This window comes from Streptomyces sp. SL06, from assembly GCF_058244745.1.
Genome location: NZ_JBSYOT010000002.1, coordinates 6,912,736 through 6,929,570, shown reverse-complemented (window position 1 = coordinate 6,929,570; position 16,835 = coordinate 6,912,736). Strand labels below are relative to the sequence as shown.

Below are 16,835 nucleotides of genomic sequence, written 5' to 3'. Positions count from 1 at the left end.
GGTCAGGCTCCGCTCCACCTCGCCCAACTCGATGCGGAATCCGCGCAGTTTGACCTGGCTGTCGGCGCGGCCCAGATACTCCAGTTCGCCGTCGGTGTTGCGGCGGGCCAGGTCGCCGGTGCGGTACATGCGGGTTCCGGGCGGGCCGTAGGGGTCGGCGACGAAGCGTTCGGCGGTGAGCGCGTGCCGGCCCAGGTAGCCGCGGGCCAGTCCGGTTCCGGCGGCGTACAGTTCGCCGACGGTGCCGGGCGGGACCGGCTGGAGGTACGCGTCGAGCAGATAGACGGCGGTGCCGTCCACCGGGCGGCCGATGGGCGCGGGTCCGCGCAGCGCGTCGGCCGCGCAGCGCCACAGGGTGGCGTCGACCGTGGTCTCGGTCGGGCCGTAGGAGTTGAACATGCGGGTGCGTGCGGCCCAGTCGCGGATGAGTTCGGGCGGGCACGCCTCGCCGGCGACGATCAGGGTGCTGCCGGGTGCGACCGCGGTGGGCGGCAGGGCGGCGAGCACCGCGGGCGGCACCGTGAGGTGGCTGACGGAGTGCGCGGTGAGGAAGTCCGCGAGGGGTGTGCCGAGCCGCTGTTCGGCGGGGACGATCTCCAGCGCCGCGCCGGCCGTCAGCGCCATGACGATCTCCCAGACGGAGGTGTCGAAGCTGAGCGAGGCGAACTGGAGCACCCGCGAGCCGGGTCCGGCGCCGAAGCCCTGGTGCAGGGTGGTGGCCAGGTCGGGCAGTCCGGCGTGGGTGACGACGACGCCCTTGGGGCGGCCGGTGGAGCCGGAGGTGTAGATGACGTAGGCGGCCGAGGCGGAGGTCGGGGCCCGCAGTCCCGGGGCGGCGGGGGCGGGGCCGTCGGCGGTCAGGAGGCCGGCGTCCAGCTCCAGGCAGCGGGTGTCGTCGAGGGTGGCGCCGGGGGCGGTCAGGGTCAGGACGGGGGCGGAGTCGTCGAGCATGTGGGCGATGCGCTCGCCCGGGTAGCCGGGGTCGACCGGGACGTAGACGGCGCCGGCCCGCATCACCGCGAGCATGGCGACGACGGCCTCGACGGTGCGGGGCAGGGCGACCGCGACGCGGTCCTCGGGCCCGGCGCCGTGCGCGGTCAGGAGGGCGGCGAGACGGTCGGCCGCCTCGTCCACCTCCCGGTAGGTCAGCTCGACGCGCGCGTCACCGGCCAGGGTCGGTCCGGCGAGGGCGGGCCGCGCGCCGTGTTCGGTGACCTGACGGGCGAAGAGGGCGGGCAGTGTGCCCGGAGCGTCCGGGAGCGGGGGCCGGGCGGTGCGGGGTGCGGCGAGGAGCGCGGCGCGTTCGCCGGCGTCGAGGAGGCCGAGCCGGTGCAGGGGCAGAGCGGGGTCCTCGGCCACCGCGGTCAGGAGCCGGACGTAGCGCCGGGCGAGGGCCTCGGCGGTGGCCGGTTCGAAGAGGTCGCGGGCGTACTCCAGGACGCCTTCGAGGCCGTCGGCGCCGTCGCGTTCCACGAGGGTGAAGGTGAGGTCGAACTTGGCCGCCCCGGCACCGGCGCGGATCGCGGTGGTGGTGACGCCGGGCAGGCCGATCTCCTCGGCGGCGCGGTTCTCGTAGGCGAGCATCACCTGGAAGAGCGGGTGGCGGGAGAGCGAGCGGTGCGGGCTCAGCTCGTGCACGAGGGTCTCGAAGGGCACGTCGGCGTGCGCGTAGGCGGCCAGGTCGGTGCGGCGCGCCCGGTCCAGCAGGGTGGTGAAGTCGGGGTCGCCGGAGGTGTCGGTGCGCAGGACGAGGTTGTTGACGAAGAAGCCGACCAGGTCGTCGAGGGCGGTGTCGTGCCGTCCGGCGACGGGGGTGCCGATCACCACGTCGGTGCCGGCGCCGGTCCTGGTGAGGAGGGCGGCCAGGGCGGCGTGGCTCACCATGAACAGCGAGCCGGCGGCGGAACGGGCGAGGGCGCGCAGGCCCCGGTGCGTCTCCGCGGGCACGGTGAAGCGGGCGAAGCCGCCGCGGAAGCTCGGGGTCGCGGGGCGCGGCCGGTCGGCGGGCAGCGCGGTCTCTTCCGGGAGGCCGGCCAACTGCTCCTTCCAGTACTCCAGTTGCTTCGCGAGCGGGCCGGAGGCGGCCTCCCCGTCCGGGGCCGTGTCCGAGGCCGCGGCCGTGTCTTCTCCCGCCTGTTCGCGGCGCCACAGTGTCCAGTCGGCGTACTGCACGGGCAGCGGCGGCAGTTGCGGTTCCTCGCCCCGGGTGCGGGCGGCGTAGGCGATGGCCAGGTCGGACAGCAGCGGCCGGGCGGACCACTGGTCGGCGGCGATGTGGTGCACGACCAGCGCGACGACGTGCTGCCGCTCGCCGAGCCGGAGCAGCGTGGCACGCAGCGGCGGCCGGTGCTCCACGTCGAAGGGGGCGGTGACGGCCTCGGTGACGGCGGCGTCGAGGTCCCGGTCGCAGGCGTCGAGGACGGTCAGGGGGTCGTCGAGTTCGTCCGGTGCCAGCACGTGCTGGCGGGGCGTGCCCGCGGTCGACGGGAAGACGGTGCGCAGGCTCTCGTGGCGCGACTGCACGTCGCGCAGCGCCCGGCGCAGTGCGGTGACGTTGAGCGGGCCGGTGAGCCTCGCCACGAAGGGGATGTTGTAGTCGGCTCCGGGGCCGTGCAACTGCTGGAGGAACCACAGCCTGCGCTGGGCCGGGGAGAGCGGGATGTGCTCGGGGCGTTCGCGCGGGGCGAGTGGCGGCCCGTCGGCGGTGGGTCCGTCCGCGGCGCGGCGGGCGAGTTCCGCGACGGTGGGTGCCTCGAACACGTCGCGCACCGAGAGGTCGGTACCGAGGGCGGCCCGGATCCGGGAGGCCAGGCGGGTGGCCAGCAGGGAGTGGCCGCCCAGGGCGAAGAAGTCGTCCTCGGCGCCGACGTGTTCGCGGCCGAGGAGTTGCGCGACGAGTCCGGCGACGATCTCCTCGTGCCAGGTGGCAGGGGCGCGGCCGGTCCCGGCCGGCCGGTCCTCCGGTTCGGGGAGCGCGGCCCGGTCCAGTTTGCCGTTGCCGGTCAGCGGCCAGCCGTCCACCGGGACGACGGCGGCGGGGACGAGGTGGTCCGGGAGGCGGTCGCGCAGGGCGCGGCGCAGCCGTGCGGGGTCCACCGGGCCGTCGGCGGGGGTGACCCAGGCGACGAGCCGGACGGCGCCGTCCGGTCCCGGGCGGGCCAGCACCACGGCGTCGGCGACCTCGTCCAGGTCGGCCAGTGCCGCGCGTGCCTCGCCGGGTTCCACGCGGAATCCGCGGATCTGTACCTGGTCGTCGGCGCGTCCGAGGTAGTCGAGGTCGCCGTCCTCGGTCCAGCGGGCGAGGTCGCCGCTGCGGTACATGCGGGTGCCGGGCGGCCCGTAGGGGTCGGCGACGAAGCGGGTGGCGGTGAGCGGGAGGCGGCCGAGGTAGCCGTGGGCGAGGCCGGGGCCGGCCACGTACATCTCACCGGTGCGGCCCGGACCGACCGGCTGGAGCGCGCTGTCGAGGAGCCGGATCGCGAGGTCGTCCAGCGGACGCCCGACGGGGCAGGCCGGCGCGGGACTTCCGGCGGCCCCGGTGTCCGTGCCCGGGGTGTCCCGCGGGTCCTCCAGCGCGTGGCGGGTGACGTGGACGGTGGTCTCGGTGATGCCGTACATGTTGACCAGCTCGGGCCCGCTCTCCCCGGCGGCGTGCTGCCAGTCGCGCAGCCGTGCGGGCTCCAGGGCCTCGCCGCCGAAGATCACCAGCCGCAGTGCGAGCCCCTCGGGGCCTTCGCCGGCCAGGATCGCGTCGGTGAGCTGGTGGAAGGCGGAGGGCGTCTGGTTGAGCACGGTGACGGCCTCGCGGCGCAGCAGGGCGGCGAACTCCTCCGGTGCGCGGGTCGTTTCGCGGGGTACGACGACGAGCCGGCCGCCGGTCAGCAGCGCTCCGAAGATCTCCCAGACGGAGAAGTCGAAGGCGAAGGAGTGGAAGAGGGTCCACACGTCGTCGCCGTCGAAGCCGAAGTCCTCCTCGGTGGTGTCGAGCAGCCGCAGCACCTGCCGGTGTCCGACGACGACGCCCTTGGGGGTTCCGGTGGAACCGGAGGTGTGGATGACGTAGGCGGGGGCCGCGGCGGGTACGGCGATCGGGCCGGCGGGGTCGGCGGCGGCCAGTCGGGCGCCGGTCGCGGGGTCGTCCGGGGTGATCCAGTCGGTGTCCGCCGGGAGGGTGGCGCGCAGGGCCGTGGTGGTGAGTCCGGCGACGGGGCGTGCGGTGCGCAGTTGGGCCGCGGCGCGGCTCGCGGGGAGGTCCGGGGCCAACGGCAGGTACGCGGCGCCCGTCTTGAGGATGCCGAGCAGGGCGCTGAGCTGCTCGAAGGACGGGTCGAGGCAGACGGCGACGAAGGTGCCGGGGCCGGCGCCGTGCTCGCGCAGGAGGCGGGCGAGGCGACCGGAGCGCACGTCGAGGTCCCGGTAGGTGTGCGGGCCGTCGGCGTCGGTGACGGCCACGGCGTCCGGGTTCCGGGCGGCGGTCCGGGCGAAGCGCGCGGTGATGGTGTCCTCGGGCGGGGCGGCCTGTTCCAGTGCGGCGCCGTCCTCCAGGGAGCGGCGCCGTTCGTGTGCCGCGAGCAGTTCGACGGCGCCGACGGGGATGTCGGGCCGGTCGGCGAGGGCGGTCAGGACGCGGACGTAGGCGGCGCCCAGCGCCCGCGCCTGCTCCTCGGTCAGCAGGTCGGGGCGGTGGCGCAGGGCGATGCGGGGTTCGGGGCCGGGGTGGACGACGACGGTGACCGGGTAGTGGGTGGCGTCCTCGCCGACCGCGGAGGTGACGGTGAGGCCGCCGGCGGCCTGGGCCTTGGCGAGGGCCCCGGAGTCCACGCCGAAGTTCTCCACGACGATCAGGGTGTCGAAGAGCGGGCCGAGTCCGGTGAGCCGCTGGATGTCGGCGAGCCCCAGGTGCTGGTGGTCGAGGAGCCGTGTCCAGTCCTGCTGGAGGCCGCCGGCGGTGGCGGCGAGCGAGCGCCACTGCGGTGCCCGCACGAGCATCGGCAGGGTGTTGATGAACAGGCCGATCATGGACTCGGCGCCGTCGAGGTCGGCGGGCCGGCCGGAGACCGTGGTGCCGAAGACCACGTCGTGGCGGCCGGTCAGCCGGGCCAGGGTGATTCCCCAGGCCGCCTGGTAGGCGGCGGCGACGGTGAGCCGCCGGTCGGCGGCCAGGGCCCCGAGCGCGGCCGCGGTGCCCGCGGGTATCCGCAGGTCGATCTGGCGCGGCATCCGGGGCTCGGCCGGGGTCGCGGGCGGCCCCGTGAGCAGGGTGGGCTCGGTCAGGTCCGAAAGGGCCTCGCGCCAGGCGGCCTCGGCGGTGGCGCGGTCCCGGGTGGCGAGGTGGGCGAGGAAGTCGCGGTAGGGGCGGACCTCGGGCAGCGGGGCGGCGGCGGGGGCCCCGCTGTGCAGGGCGTAGGCGGCGAACAGTTCCCGGCCGAAGAGCGGCATGGACCAGCCGTCGAGCAGGATGTGGTGGGCGGTGACGACGAGCCGGTGGGCGCTGTCGCCGAGCCGGAGCAGGGTCAGCCGCAGCAGCGGGGGTTCGGCCGGGTCGAAGCGGTGGGCGCGTTCCTCGTCGAGGACGCGCTCGGCCTCCGCCGCCCGGCGGTCGGGGTCGAGTTCTCTCAGGTCCGCCTCCCGGAAGGGCACCGACCAGGTGGACGGCACGACCTGCACGGGCCGGTCCAGGCCCTCGTCGACGAAGGCGACCCGCAGGTTCGGGTGGCGGCGCAGCACGGTGTCCACGGACTGCCACAGGATCGCGCCGTCCAGCGGGCCGTTCAGGTCCAGGACGAGGCGCAGGGTGTACAGGTCCGGGCCCGAGGTGTCGAAGCCGGAGTGGAACAGCAGTCCCTCTTGCAGGGGTGTCAGCGGAAGGACGTTGTCCAGGCCGTGGTCGGGGCCGTTCTCGGCGTTCACCGGTTCCTCCATCGGGCTGCGAGCCGTGCTGTCTGTTCGGGGGTGAGGGGCGACAGGGAGGCCGTCGCCCCGGGCGCCGCGGGTGCGGCCGCGGCGCGGGGTTTCGCCGCCCCGGCCTCCTGGGCCGCCGTGCGCAGTGCGTCGAGCCAGCACGTGCCGAGGTCCTCGGCGCGGGCGTCGTCGACGGCGGCGGGGGCCCAGGTGAGCCGGGTGTGCAGTTCCGGCCCGCGCGGGGTGTCGCGGGTGACCGCGTTGATCTCCAGTGCGTGGGCCATGGGCAGGTCCGGGTCCACGGAACCGCCGAGGACGGGCGCCTCGGCAGCCGCCGTCCAGGGGGTTTCGGTGTCCGAAGGGGTGCCGAAGCGGCCCAGGTAGTTGAAGGACAGGGCCGGTGTGGGCCGGCCCGCGAGCCCTGTCCCGTCCGCGGGCAGCAGATGGCGCAGCAGGCCGTATCCGATGCCGCTGTCGGGCAGGGCGAGCAGGTCGGCGCGTACGCGCGCCACGGTGTCCGCGAAGCTCTCTCCCGCGTCCGCGCGCAGGGCGACCGGGTACAGGGAGGTGAACCAGCCGACCGTGCGGGAGAGGTCGAAGCCCTCGCGGATCTGCTGTTCCCTGCCGTGGCCCTCGACATCGGCGAGGAAGCGGACCGTGCGGCCGTCCCCGGCCGCGCGTACGGCGGTGGCGAGGGCGGCGAGCAGCAGGTGCTGCACCGAGGCGTCGAAGCGTTCCACGGCCCGGGTCAGCAGGTGTCCGGTCTCCTCGGGAGGCAGGACGAAGACCCGGTGGCGGGCTTGGGACACGCTGCCCGCCGAAGCCGTACGGCGGACGCCGGGCAGGTCGGCGGGCGCGGTCAGCACCTTTTGCCACAGGGGGAGTTCGTCCCTGCGGTCGTGGGCCAGGCGGGGCAGCTCCAGCGCCCAGCCGCGGAACGGGGTGGGCACGTCCGCCAAGTTGGGCGTGCGGCCCTCGCGCACGGCCTCCCAGGCCTGGGCCAGGTCGTCGAGGAGGACGCGCCAGGAGACTCCGTCCACGACGAGGTGGTGCGCGACCACGAGGAGCCGGCCCCGGCCCGCGGCCCGGTACCAGCGGGTGCGGACCATGCGCCCGGCGGCCGGGTCGAGTTCGGCCGCCAAGGCGTCCACGTCGCGGCCGACGGCCGCGGCGTCGGGCGGTCCGTCGGTGTCGCCGCGGTCGGGCAGGTGGAAGCGGTCGCCGGCGTCGGGAGCGGGGACGAGGAGAGTGGCGGCGTCGATGTCGACCCGGGCGCGCAGCACGTCGTGGCGGCGCACCACGGCGTCCACGACCGCGTCCAGTTGGCCGGCGTCGATGCCTTCGGGGAGTGCTAGCAGCATGGACTGGCTGAACCTGCCGACGGGGCCGCCGCGTTCGAGGAGCCAGCGCATGATGGGCGTGAGCGGTGCGCTGCCGAGCGCGCCGGGCGCCTCGCCGGCGTCGGTGGCCGTGCCGCGGTCGGCCAGCAGTTCCGCGAGCCCGCGCACGGTGGGGTGTTCGAACACCTCGCGCGGGCTGAGCCGCAGTCCCGCGCTCCGGGCCCTGGAGACCAGTTGGAGGGAGAGGATGCTGTCGCCGCCCAGGGCGAAGAAGCCGTCCTCGGCGCCGACCGCGGGCAGCCCCAGCACCTGCGCGAAGGCCTCGGCGAGCGCGGTCTCCAGCGGCCCCTCGGGGGCGGTGTGTCCGATCACGGAGGCGAAGTCCGGCTCGGGCAGCGCCTCCTGGTCGAGTTTGCCGTTGGGGCTCAACGGCAGCGCGGGCAGGGTGACGAACGCGGTGGGCACCATGTGGTCCGGCAGGACACGGGCCAGTTCGGCGCGGACGCGTGCGGTGTCCACCGCGTCGGTCCCGGCGGGGACGAGGTAGCCGACCAGTCGGCGCGGTCCGTCGGAGGTGTCCCCCCGGGCGGTGCGCACGACGACGGCCGCGGACCGGATCTCGGGGCGGGCTTCGAGGAGGGCGGTGATCTCGCCGGGCTCGACCCGAAAGCCCCGGATCTTGACCTGGTCGTCGGCGCGGCCGTGGTAGCGCAGGACGCCGTCGGCGTCGCGGGAGACCAGGTCGCCGGTGCGGTACATGCGGGATCCCGGCGGGCCGTACGGGTCGGCGGTGAACCGGCCCGCCGTGAGGCCGGGCCGGCCCAGGTAGCCCTGGGCGACGCCGTCCCCGGCCGCGTACAGCTCGCCGGTGGTGCCGGTCGGGACCGGCCGCAGCATGCTGTCCAGGACGTGCAGCCGCACTCCGTGCAGGGGTGTGCCGATCGCGGGTGTGCCGCGGCCGTCGAGCGGGGCGCTCATGGTGACGCACGCCGTGGACTCGGTGGGCCCGTAGGCGTTGACCATGCGGCGGCCGGGTGCCCAGCGGGCGGCGAGCGCGGCGGTGCAGGCCTCGCCGCCGACGACGAGGGTGCGCAGGGTGGCGGCGTTGTCGGGTTCGAGTCCGGTCAGTGCGGTCGGCGGGATCAGCGCGTGGGTGATACGGCGTGCGGTCAGGGTCTCGCCGAGGAGTTCCCCGGCGAGCGGTCCGGGTTCCGGGACGACCAGCGTGGCGCCGGTGGCCAGGGCCATGAGGCTCTCCATGACGGAGGCGTCGAAGGAGGGCGAGGCGAGCTGGAGGACCCGGGCGGTGGCGTCGATGCCGAGGCGTTCGGCCTGCGCGGTCGCGAGCCCGGCCAGTCCGGCGTGGGTGCTGACGACTCCCTTGGGGCGGCCGGTGGAGCCGGAGGTGTAGATGACATAGGCGGGGTGGCCGGGAGTGACGGTGGCCGGTTCCCCGGCGTCGGCGGTGTGCGGCGGCTCGGCGCGGGTGTCGTCGACGAAGAGGGCGTCCGGGAAGCGGTCGGCCAGGTCGCGGTGGCTCAGCACCAGGGTGGGCGCGGCGTCGTCGAGCATGTACCGCACGCGCTCGGCCGGGTAGTCGGGGTCGATCGGCAGGTGGGCGGCTCCGGCCCGCTGGACGGCGAGTTGGGCGACCACCAGGTCCACCGAGCGCGGCAGGGCGATCGCGGCGAGCCGGCCGGGAAGCAGTCCGGCGGCGGTCAGCCGCGGGGCCAGGAGCCGCGCGCGGGCGTCGAGTTCGGCGTAGGTCAGGGTCTCCCGCGGGCCCTCCACGGCGGGTGCGGTGGGGCGCTCGGCCACCTGGCGGGCGACGAGTTCGGCCCAGGTCGCCGGGGCGGGCCCGGCCGGTCCGCCGCCGTGGGCGGTGAGGGCGGCGCGCTCGGCGGGCAGCAGCGGGTCGAGGGCGGCGACGGGGGTGTCGGGTGCCTCGGCGAGCAGCCGCAGTACGCGCAGTGCCCGCTCGGCGTACCGTTCGGCGTCGGCCGCGGTGAGACTGCCCGGCTGGTGGGCGACGCGCAGGGTGAGTTCCGTGCCGGGCACGGCGACGAAGGTGAGCGGGTAGTGCGTGGCGTCCCAGCCGCGCACCTCGCCGACCTCGATGCCGGCGGCCTCGGTGAGGGCGTCGAGCGGGTCCGCCGGGTAGTTCTCCAGCGCGGTGAGGGTGTCGAAGAGCGTGCCGTGGCCGGCGGCCCGCTGGATGTCGGCGAGGCCGAGGTGCTGGTGGGGCAACAGGCCGGTGAAGGCGTCCCGGACATCGGTGAGCAGCTCGCCGAGGGTCTGTTCGGGCCGGACGCGGACCCGGACCGGCACGGTGTTGACGAACAGGCCGATCATCTCGCCGGCGTCGGGCAGGTCGGCCGGGCGGCCGGAGACGACGTTGCCGAAGACCACGTCGCGGCGGCCGGTCGCCGAGGACAGGACCAGTCCCCAGGCGGTCTGGAGGAGGGTGGCCAGGGTGAGGTCACGGCCGCGGGCGAAGGCGGTCAGCCGCGCGGTGAGTTCGCTGTCGGCGCGGCGGACGCACTCCTGCGGCAGTTCGGTGGCGTGGCGTGTGTCCGGTGCGACCAGGGTCGGGCCGTCCAGGTCCGCCAGGGCGGCGCGCCAGGCGTCCTGGGCCGCGGGGCGGTCCTGTGCCTGGAGCCACCGCAGGTGGGCGAGGTGGTCGGGGCCGGTCGCGGGGAGCGTCGCGCCGCCGTAGGCGTGCAGCAGTTCCCGGACGAGCAGGGGCAGGGACCATCCGTCGAGGACCAGGTGGTGGCCGGTGAGGACCAGGTCGGTGCGGCCGGCGTCGCGGTGGACGAGCAGGCAGCGCAGCAGCGGCGGTGCGGCCAGGTCGAAGCGGCGCACGCGTTCGTCCTCGATGCGGCGCCGGGCGCGGCGTTCGGTCTCGCGGGGGGTGCGGCGGGTGAGGTCGAGTTCCGCGATGTCCGCGTGGACCGGCCGCAGTTGCTGCGTCCAGCCGGTGCCGGTGCGGGTGAAGCCGGTGCGCAGGGGTGCGTGCCGCTCAAGGACCCGGTGCAGGGCCTCGCGCAGCCGTGCGGCGTCGACGCGGTCGTGGAGGGCGAGGACGACCTGTACGTGGTAGAACGTCCAGCGTGCCGGAGCCGTCGTCCGGGGTGTCGTAGTGGGACAGGAAGAGCAGGCCCTCCTGGAGCGGGGTGACCGGCCAGGGGCCCTCGGGGTCCGGCCCGGTGCGGGGGTCGGCCGGGGGCGCGGCCGGTTCGTCGCGCCGGGCGGCGGCGAGCAGGCCGCGCACGGTGCGGTGCCTGAACACGTCCTGCGGGGTGATGACGATGCCGGACTTGCGGGCGGCGGCGACGAGTTGGATGGACAGGATGCTGTCACCGCCCAGGGCGAAGAAGCTGTCGTCGACTCCGACCCGTTCGGTGTGCAGCAGGTCGGCGAAGAGCCCGGCGAGCCGCTGCTCCTCCGGTGTGGCGGGCGCGGTTCCCGCCGGGTCCGGGGCGAGCCGGGGTGTGGGCAGCGCGGACCGGTCGAGCTTGCCGTTGGCCGTGACCGGCAGCGCCTCCAGCGGGTCGACGGCGCTGGGCACCAGGTGGGCGGGGAGGCGTTCGGCGAGGTACGCGGTGAGGTCGGGCAGCGGTTGGTCCCGGTGGGCGGGGACGACGTGGGCGACGAGGTGTCCCGCGCCGGTCGCCGGGTCGCTCCACACGGTCACGGCACTGTGCGCGACGGCGGGATGGGCGTCGAGTACGGCCCGGACCTCGCCGGGTTCGATGCGCCGGCCGCGCAGCTTGACCTGGTCGTCGGCGCGGCCCAGGTGGTCGAGTTGTCCGTCGTGCCGCCACCGGGCGAGGTCGCCGGTGCGGTAGAGGCGGGAGCCGGGCGGCCCGTAGGGGTCGGCGGTGAAGCGTTCGGCGGTGAGTGCCGCGCGTCCCTGGTAGCCGAGGGCGAGTTGGGCACCGGCCAGGTACAACTCGCCGGGGACGCCGGGGGGTACCGGGCGCAGGCGGGCGTCCAGGACCAGGGCCCGGGTGTTCCACACCGGTCGGCCGATGGGTACGGCGGCGCGCGTGGCGTCGGCCGGGGTGATGTGCCGGGCGGTGACGTCGACGGCGGCCTCGGTGGGGCCGTACAGGTTGTGCAGTTCGGCGTGCGGTGCGATCCGGGCGGTGTCGGTGACGGCGGCCGGCGGCAGCGTCTCGCCGCTGGCGAGGACGCGGCGCAGCCCGAGGCAGTCGGCGGGTTCGGCGACCGCGGTGAAGGCGGCGAGCATGGATGGCACGAAGTGCACGGTGGTGACGGCCTGTTCGCGGATGATCCGGGCCAGTGCGGCCGGGTCGCGGTGGTCGTCGGGCCCCGCGGTGACCAGGGTCGCCCCGGCCAGCAGCGGCCAGAACAGCTCCCACACCGAGACGTTGAAGCTCGCGGGCGTCTTCAGCAGGACCCGGTCGTCCGCGCCGAGGGCGTAGGTGTCCTGGGCCCACAGCAGCCGGTTGACGATCGCCCCGTGCTGGACGACGACGCCCTTGGGCCGCCCGGTGGAGCCCGAGGTGAACAGGAGGTAGGCGGGGTCCGCGGGAAGGGGACGCGGCAGGTCCGGCACAGCGGCGGAGGACGGCGCGGGGGAGGGCGGCTCGGAGGACGGCCCGGTGGGCGACGCCCCGGCGGAGGACAGCCCGGAGGGCGAGCCTGCGGCGGACGGCCCGGCAGAGGACGCCCCGGCGGACGAGCCTGCGGCAGACAACCCGGCAGGGGATGCCCCGGTCGGCAAGCCGGCGGAGGACGGCCCGGTGGGCGACGCCCCGGCGAGGACCCGCCCGGTGGGCGAGTCGGGTGTGGTCGGGTCGAGTACGGGCAGGCCGTCGGGGTTGACCCCGTCGGCCAGGGCGTCCGTGGTCACGACGCAGTGTGCGGCGGAGTCGTGGAGCATCGCCCCGATGCGGGACGCCGGCTGCTCGGGGTCGACCGGCAGGTAGGCGGCCCCGGCGCGCTGCACGGCGTGCACGGCGAGGACGAGTTCGGGCGAGCGCGGCAGGGCCACGGCGACCACCCGGCCGCGCCGGACACCGAGGTCCGCGAGCCGGCGGGCGAGGCGGTCCGCCTCGGCGTCGAACTCCGCGTACGTCCAGTGGCGCCGGCCGTCGGTGAGGGCCTCCCGGTCGGGCGTGCGCAGGGTTTGACGGCGGATCAGCTCCGGCAGTGTGGTGCCGGGGAGGTCGCGTGTCTCGCCGGTGGCGGTGGCGAGCACCGCGCGCCGCTCCTCCGGGCCCGCCAGGACGGGCGCGTCGGTGAGGGGCAGGTCGGGGTGCGTGGTGCACCAGTCGAGCAGGGCGGTGAGCCGGCGCCCCAGCGCCGCCACGGTCCCGGGGTCGAAGAGGGCGGTGCGGTAGTTGAAGGCGGCGAAGAGGCCCTCGCCGTCCGGCCGTTCGACCACCGCAAGGGTCAGGTCGAACTTGGCCCCCTTCGTCTCGACCGGCTCCACGTCCACCGGCACGCCGCCGAAGTCGGCGCGCCGCCCGGGGGCCCGCTGGTGCACCAGAGCCACCTGGAAGAGCGGGTGACGGGAGAGCGAGCGCTCCGGCTCCAGCGCGTCGACCAGCCGCTCGAAAGGCAGGTCCCCGTGCTCGAAGGCGTCCAGATCGGTGGCACGGACCCGGTGCAGGAGGTCGCGGAAGGTGGGGTCGCCGGAGGTGTCGGTGCGCAGCACCACCGTGTTGGCCATCAGGCCGGGCACCTCTTCCAGCGCCCGGTCGGCGCGTCCGCTCAGCACCGTGCCGATCGGCAGGTCGGTGCCCGCGCCGTGCGCGGTGAGCAGGGCGGCGAGGGCGGCGTGCAGCACCATGAACAGCGTGGAGCCGGTGTGCACGGCCAGTGACTCGGCGGCCTGGCGCACCTCGGCCGGCACGGTGAACTCCACCGAGTCGCCCCGCTGGTCGACCTCGGCCGGGCGGGGCCGGTCCAGCGGCAGCGGGATCTCGGCGGGGGCACCGGCCAGCCGCTCCCTCCAGTGGTCGAGCAGCGGCCGCTCCCGGGCGGTCAGCGCCCGCGCCTGCCAGAGGGTGTAGTCGGCGTACTGGTGACGCGGGGGCGGCGGCGCGTCGGTGCCGTGCAGCCGGGCCGCGTAGAGCCCGGCCAGGTCGTCGACGAGCGGGGCGAGTGACCATTCGTCGAAGGCGATGTGGTGCAGGACGAGCAGCACGCTCCGCTCCCCCGCCGGGCCGTGCAGGAGGTGGACGCGCAGCGGCGGCTCGGACTCCAGGTCGAACTCGTGGGCGCCGAGCACGCGCGCCGTGGCGGCCGGGTCGGCGGTGCGGACCGGGTCGCCGAGCGGCGCGTCGGCGGCGGGCAGCACGTGCTGCACCGGATGCCCTTCGGGCGCCGGGTAGGCGGTGCGCAGGATCTCGTGCCGGCGGACCAGGTCGTGGAGGGCGCCGGTGAGGGCCTCGGTGTCGAGCGGTGCCGTGGGGCGCAGCAGCAGCGGCACGGTGTAGGTGGGGGCGGATCCGCCGAGCCGGTGCAGGAACCACAGCCGTGCCTGCGCGGGCGAGAGCGGCAGCGCGGCCGGCCGTTCGGCGACCGTGAGCGCCGGGGCGGCCCCGAGCGCGGGGGCGGCCGTGGCCGTGAGGTCGACCTCTCCGGTGGCCGTCAGGTGTGCGGCGAGCGCGGCCACGGTGCGGGCCTCGAAGAGGGTGCGCACGGACACCTCGGTGCCGAGTGCGGCCCGGACGCGGTTGGCGAGCCGGGTGACGAGCAGCGAGTGTCCGCCCAGGGCGAAGAAGTCGTCGTCGGCCCCGATGTCCGGCACGCCGAGGACGCTGCCGTACAGCTCGCCGAGCGCCCTCTCCAGTGCGGTGGCGGGGGCGCGGCCCCCGGTCCGCCGGGGTGTTTCGGGGGCGGGGAGCGCGGCCCGGTCGAGTTTGCCGTTGGCGGTCAGCGGCAGCGCGTCGACGGTGACGAAGGCCGTCGGCACCATGTGCTCGGGCAGGACGGCGGCGCAGGCCTCGCGCAGTTCCTGGGCGGACGCGGTGCCGGTGGTGTAGGCGACCAGTCCGGGCCCCGTGGGCAGGTCGGTGCCGAGGACGACGGCGGCCGTGCCCACGCCGGGGTGGCGGCCGAGCACCGCCTCGATCTCCCCGGTCTCCACCCGGAAGCCGCGCAGCGACACCTGGTCGTCCGCCCGTCCGAGGTACTGGAGTCGGCCGTCGGCCGACCAGCGGGCGAGGTCGCCGCTGCGGTACATGCGTCCGCCGGGCGCGCCGAAGGGGTCGGCGAGGAAGCGGGCCGCGGTCGGCGCGGGCCGGCCGCGGTAGCCGCGGGCGAGCCCGCCGCCCGCGACGTACAGCTCGCCGGTCACGCCCGGCGGGACCGGTCGCAGTCCGTCGTCCAGTACGTACAGGCGCAGGTCGTCGATGGCCCGGCCGACGGGGCTGACGCCCCGCTGTGCCGCGTCCTCGGCGCGGGCGCGGGTCAGTTCGTACGCGGTGACGTGGACGGTGGTCTCGGTGATGCCGTACATGTTCACCAGCCGCGGCGGGTTGGGGCCGGTGAGCCAGGGCAGGGTGCGGCCCGGTTCCAGGGCCTCGCCGCCGAAGACGATCCACCGCAGCGAGGCGGGCACGCCCCGGCCGGGCAGCGACTCGGTGAGCTGGCCGAAGGCCGCGGGGGTCTGGTTGAGGACGGTGACGCGCTCCTCGTGCAGCAGGCGCAGGAAGTCGGGACCCGACCGGGTCACCTCGTGCGGGACGACGACCAGCCGTCCGCCGTGCAGGAGCGCGCCCCACATCTCCCAGACGGAGAAGTCGAAGGCGTAGGAGTGGAAGAGGGTCCATACGTCGTCGGGGCCGAAGTCGTAGAGCGCGCGGGTGGCGTCGAAGAGGCGGGTGAGGTTGCGTCGGGTGACGACGACGCCCTTGGGCGTGCCGGTGGAGCCGGAGGTGTAGATGAGGTAGGCGGCGTGGTCCGGGTGCACGGGCGCGGTGCGCTCGGCGTCGGTGACGGGTCCGTCGGGTGCGGCGGCCAGGGCGTCGCGGACCCGGGCGTCGTCCAGGTCGAGCACCGGGACGCCGTCGGGTGCCTCGGTGCCGCCCGCGGTGACGACCAGGGCGGCAGCGGCGTCCCGGACGGTGTGGGCGATGCGGGCGGCCGGGTAACGGGGGTCCACGGGCACATACGCGGCGCCGGCCTTGGCCACCGCGAGGACGGCTTCCACCAGGGCCGTGGAGCGGGGCAGCAGCAGGGCGACCCGGTCCTCGGGGCCGACGCCGTGGGCGATGAGCGTGCGGGCCAGGGCGTTGGTGCGCCGGTCCAGGGTGTCGTGGTCGACACTGTGCCCGCCGCAGGTGACGGCGGTGCGCCGGCCGTGGGCGGCGACGGCGGTGGTGAGGCGGTCGAGCAGGTCGGGGCCGGGTCGCGGGGTGTGTGCCGGGTTCCAGTCGGTGAGCACGGTGCGGCGTTCGGCGTCGTCGAGGACCGGGAGCCGGTGCACGGGCGTGTCGGGTGCGGCGACCGCCGCGCCCAGCAGCCGTACCAGGCGGGCGGCGAAGCGCTCGGCGGTGGCGCGGTCGAAGAGGTCGGCGCTGTAGTTGACGGCGCCGTCCAGCAGGTGCGAGCCGAGGTGGTCGGTGAGGCCGACGACGAGGTCGAACTTGGCGGTGTCGGTCTCCCGCAGCGCGAAGCCGGCCTCGACGCCGGGCGCCGAGAAGGGCACCTCGCCGCGCTTCTGGTAGGTGAGCATGACCTGGAACAGCGGGTTGTGCGCGGTGCGTTCGGGCCGGACGGCCTCGACGACGCGTTCGAAGGGCACGTGGGCGTGGTCGAAGGCGTCGAGGGTGGTGGCGCGGACCCGGTCGAGCAGGTCCCGGAAGGTGGGGGTGCCGGTCAGGTCGGTGCGCAGGACGAGGGTGTTGACGAAGAAGCCGACGAGGTCCTCGGTGTGCCGCTCCTCACGGCCGGCGGTGGGCACGCCGATGGGGATGTCCTGCCCGGCGCCCAGCGCGCTCAGCAGGGCGGCGAGAGCGGCCTGCGCCACCATGAACGGGGTGGTCCCGGTGTCCCGGGACAGCTGCCGCAGGGCCGTGGCGGTGTCCTGCGGCACGGTGAAGGGGACGAATCCGCCGCGGCCGGTGGGGCGGGCCGGCCTGGGCCGGTCGGCGGGCAGTTCGAGGGCCGGCGGCGCGCCCCGCAACGCGGCGCGCCAGTAGGCGAGTTCGGGTTCGTGGTGGCCGTCGTCCAGCAGGGCGTGCTGCCACAGCGCGTAGTCGGCGTAGTCGACGGGCAGCGGGGCCCAGTCGGGTGCCCGCCCGGCGCGGCGCGCGGCGTAGGCGGTGGACAGGTCGGTGAGCAGCGGGGTGACGGACCACTCGTCGCCCGCGATGTGGTGCAGCAGGAGCAGTACGGTCACCCGGCCGGCGCCGGTGAGCACGGTGACCCGCAGCGGCGGCTCGGCGGCCAGGTCGAAGGGGCGCGCGCTCAACCGCGTGAGGTGCTCCTCCAGTTCGGCCTCGTCGCGTACCTTCGCGTGTTCGACGGGCCCGGCCGAGTCCAGGATCCGCTGGTAGGGGCCGTCGCCGTCGTCGGGGAAGACGGTGCGCAGCACCTCGTGGCGGCCGGCCA

2 protein-coding genes and 1 pseudogene are annotated in these 16,835 nt (G+C 75.8%); all 3 read right to left on the bottom strand.

The genetic code is table 11. The features are described from left to right. Positions 1-33: 33 nt before the first annotated feature. Positions 34-5,922, bottom strand: a pseudogene (locus tag AC4IHM_RS31750) (amino acid adenylation domain-containing protein); the annotation flags it as partial. Next, positions 5,907-10,292, bottom strand: coding sequence for an amino acid adenylation domain-containing protein (locus tag AC4IHM_RS31745; protein ID WP_490870996.1), 4,386 nt, complete (start codon positions 10,290-10,292; stop codon positions 5,907-5,909). The gene AC4IHM_RS31745 and the pseudogene AC4IHM_RS31750, both read right to left, overlap by 16 nt. After that, the gene (locus AC4IHM_RS31740) at positions 10,264-16,818 is read right to left on the bottom strand and encodes an amino acid adenylation domain-containing protein (RefSeq protein WP_490870410.1); all 6,555 of its coding nucleotides are present in this window, start codon (positions 16,816-16,818) and stop codon (positions 10,264-10,266) included. Before AC4IHM_RS31740 ends, AC4IHM_RS31745 begins: the two co-directional genes overlap by 29 nt. Between the last annotated feature and the right edge of the window lie 17 nt (positions 16,819-16,835).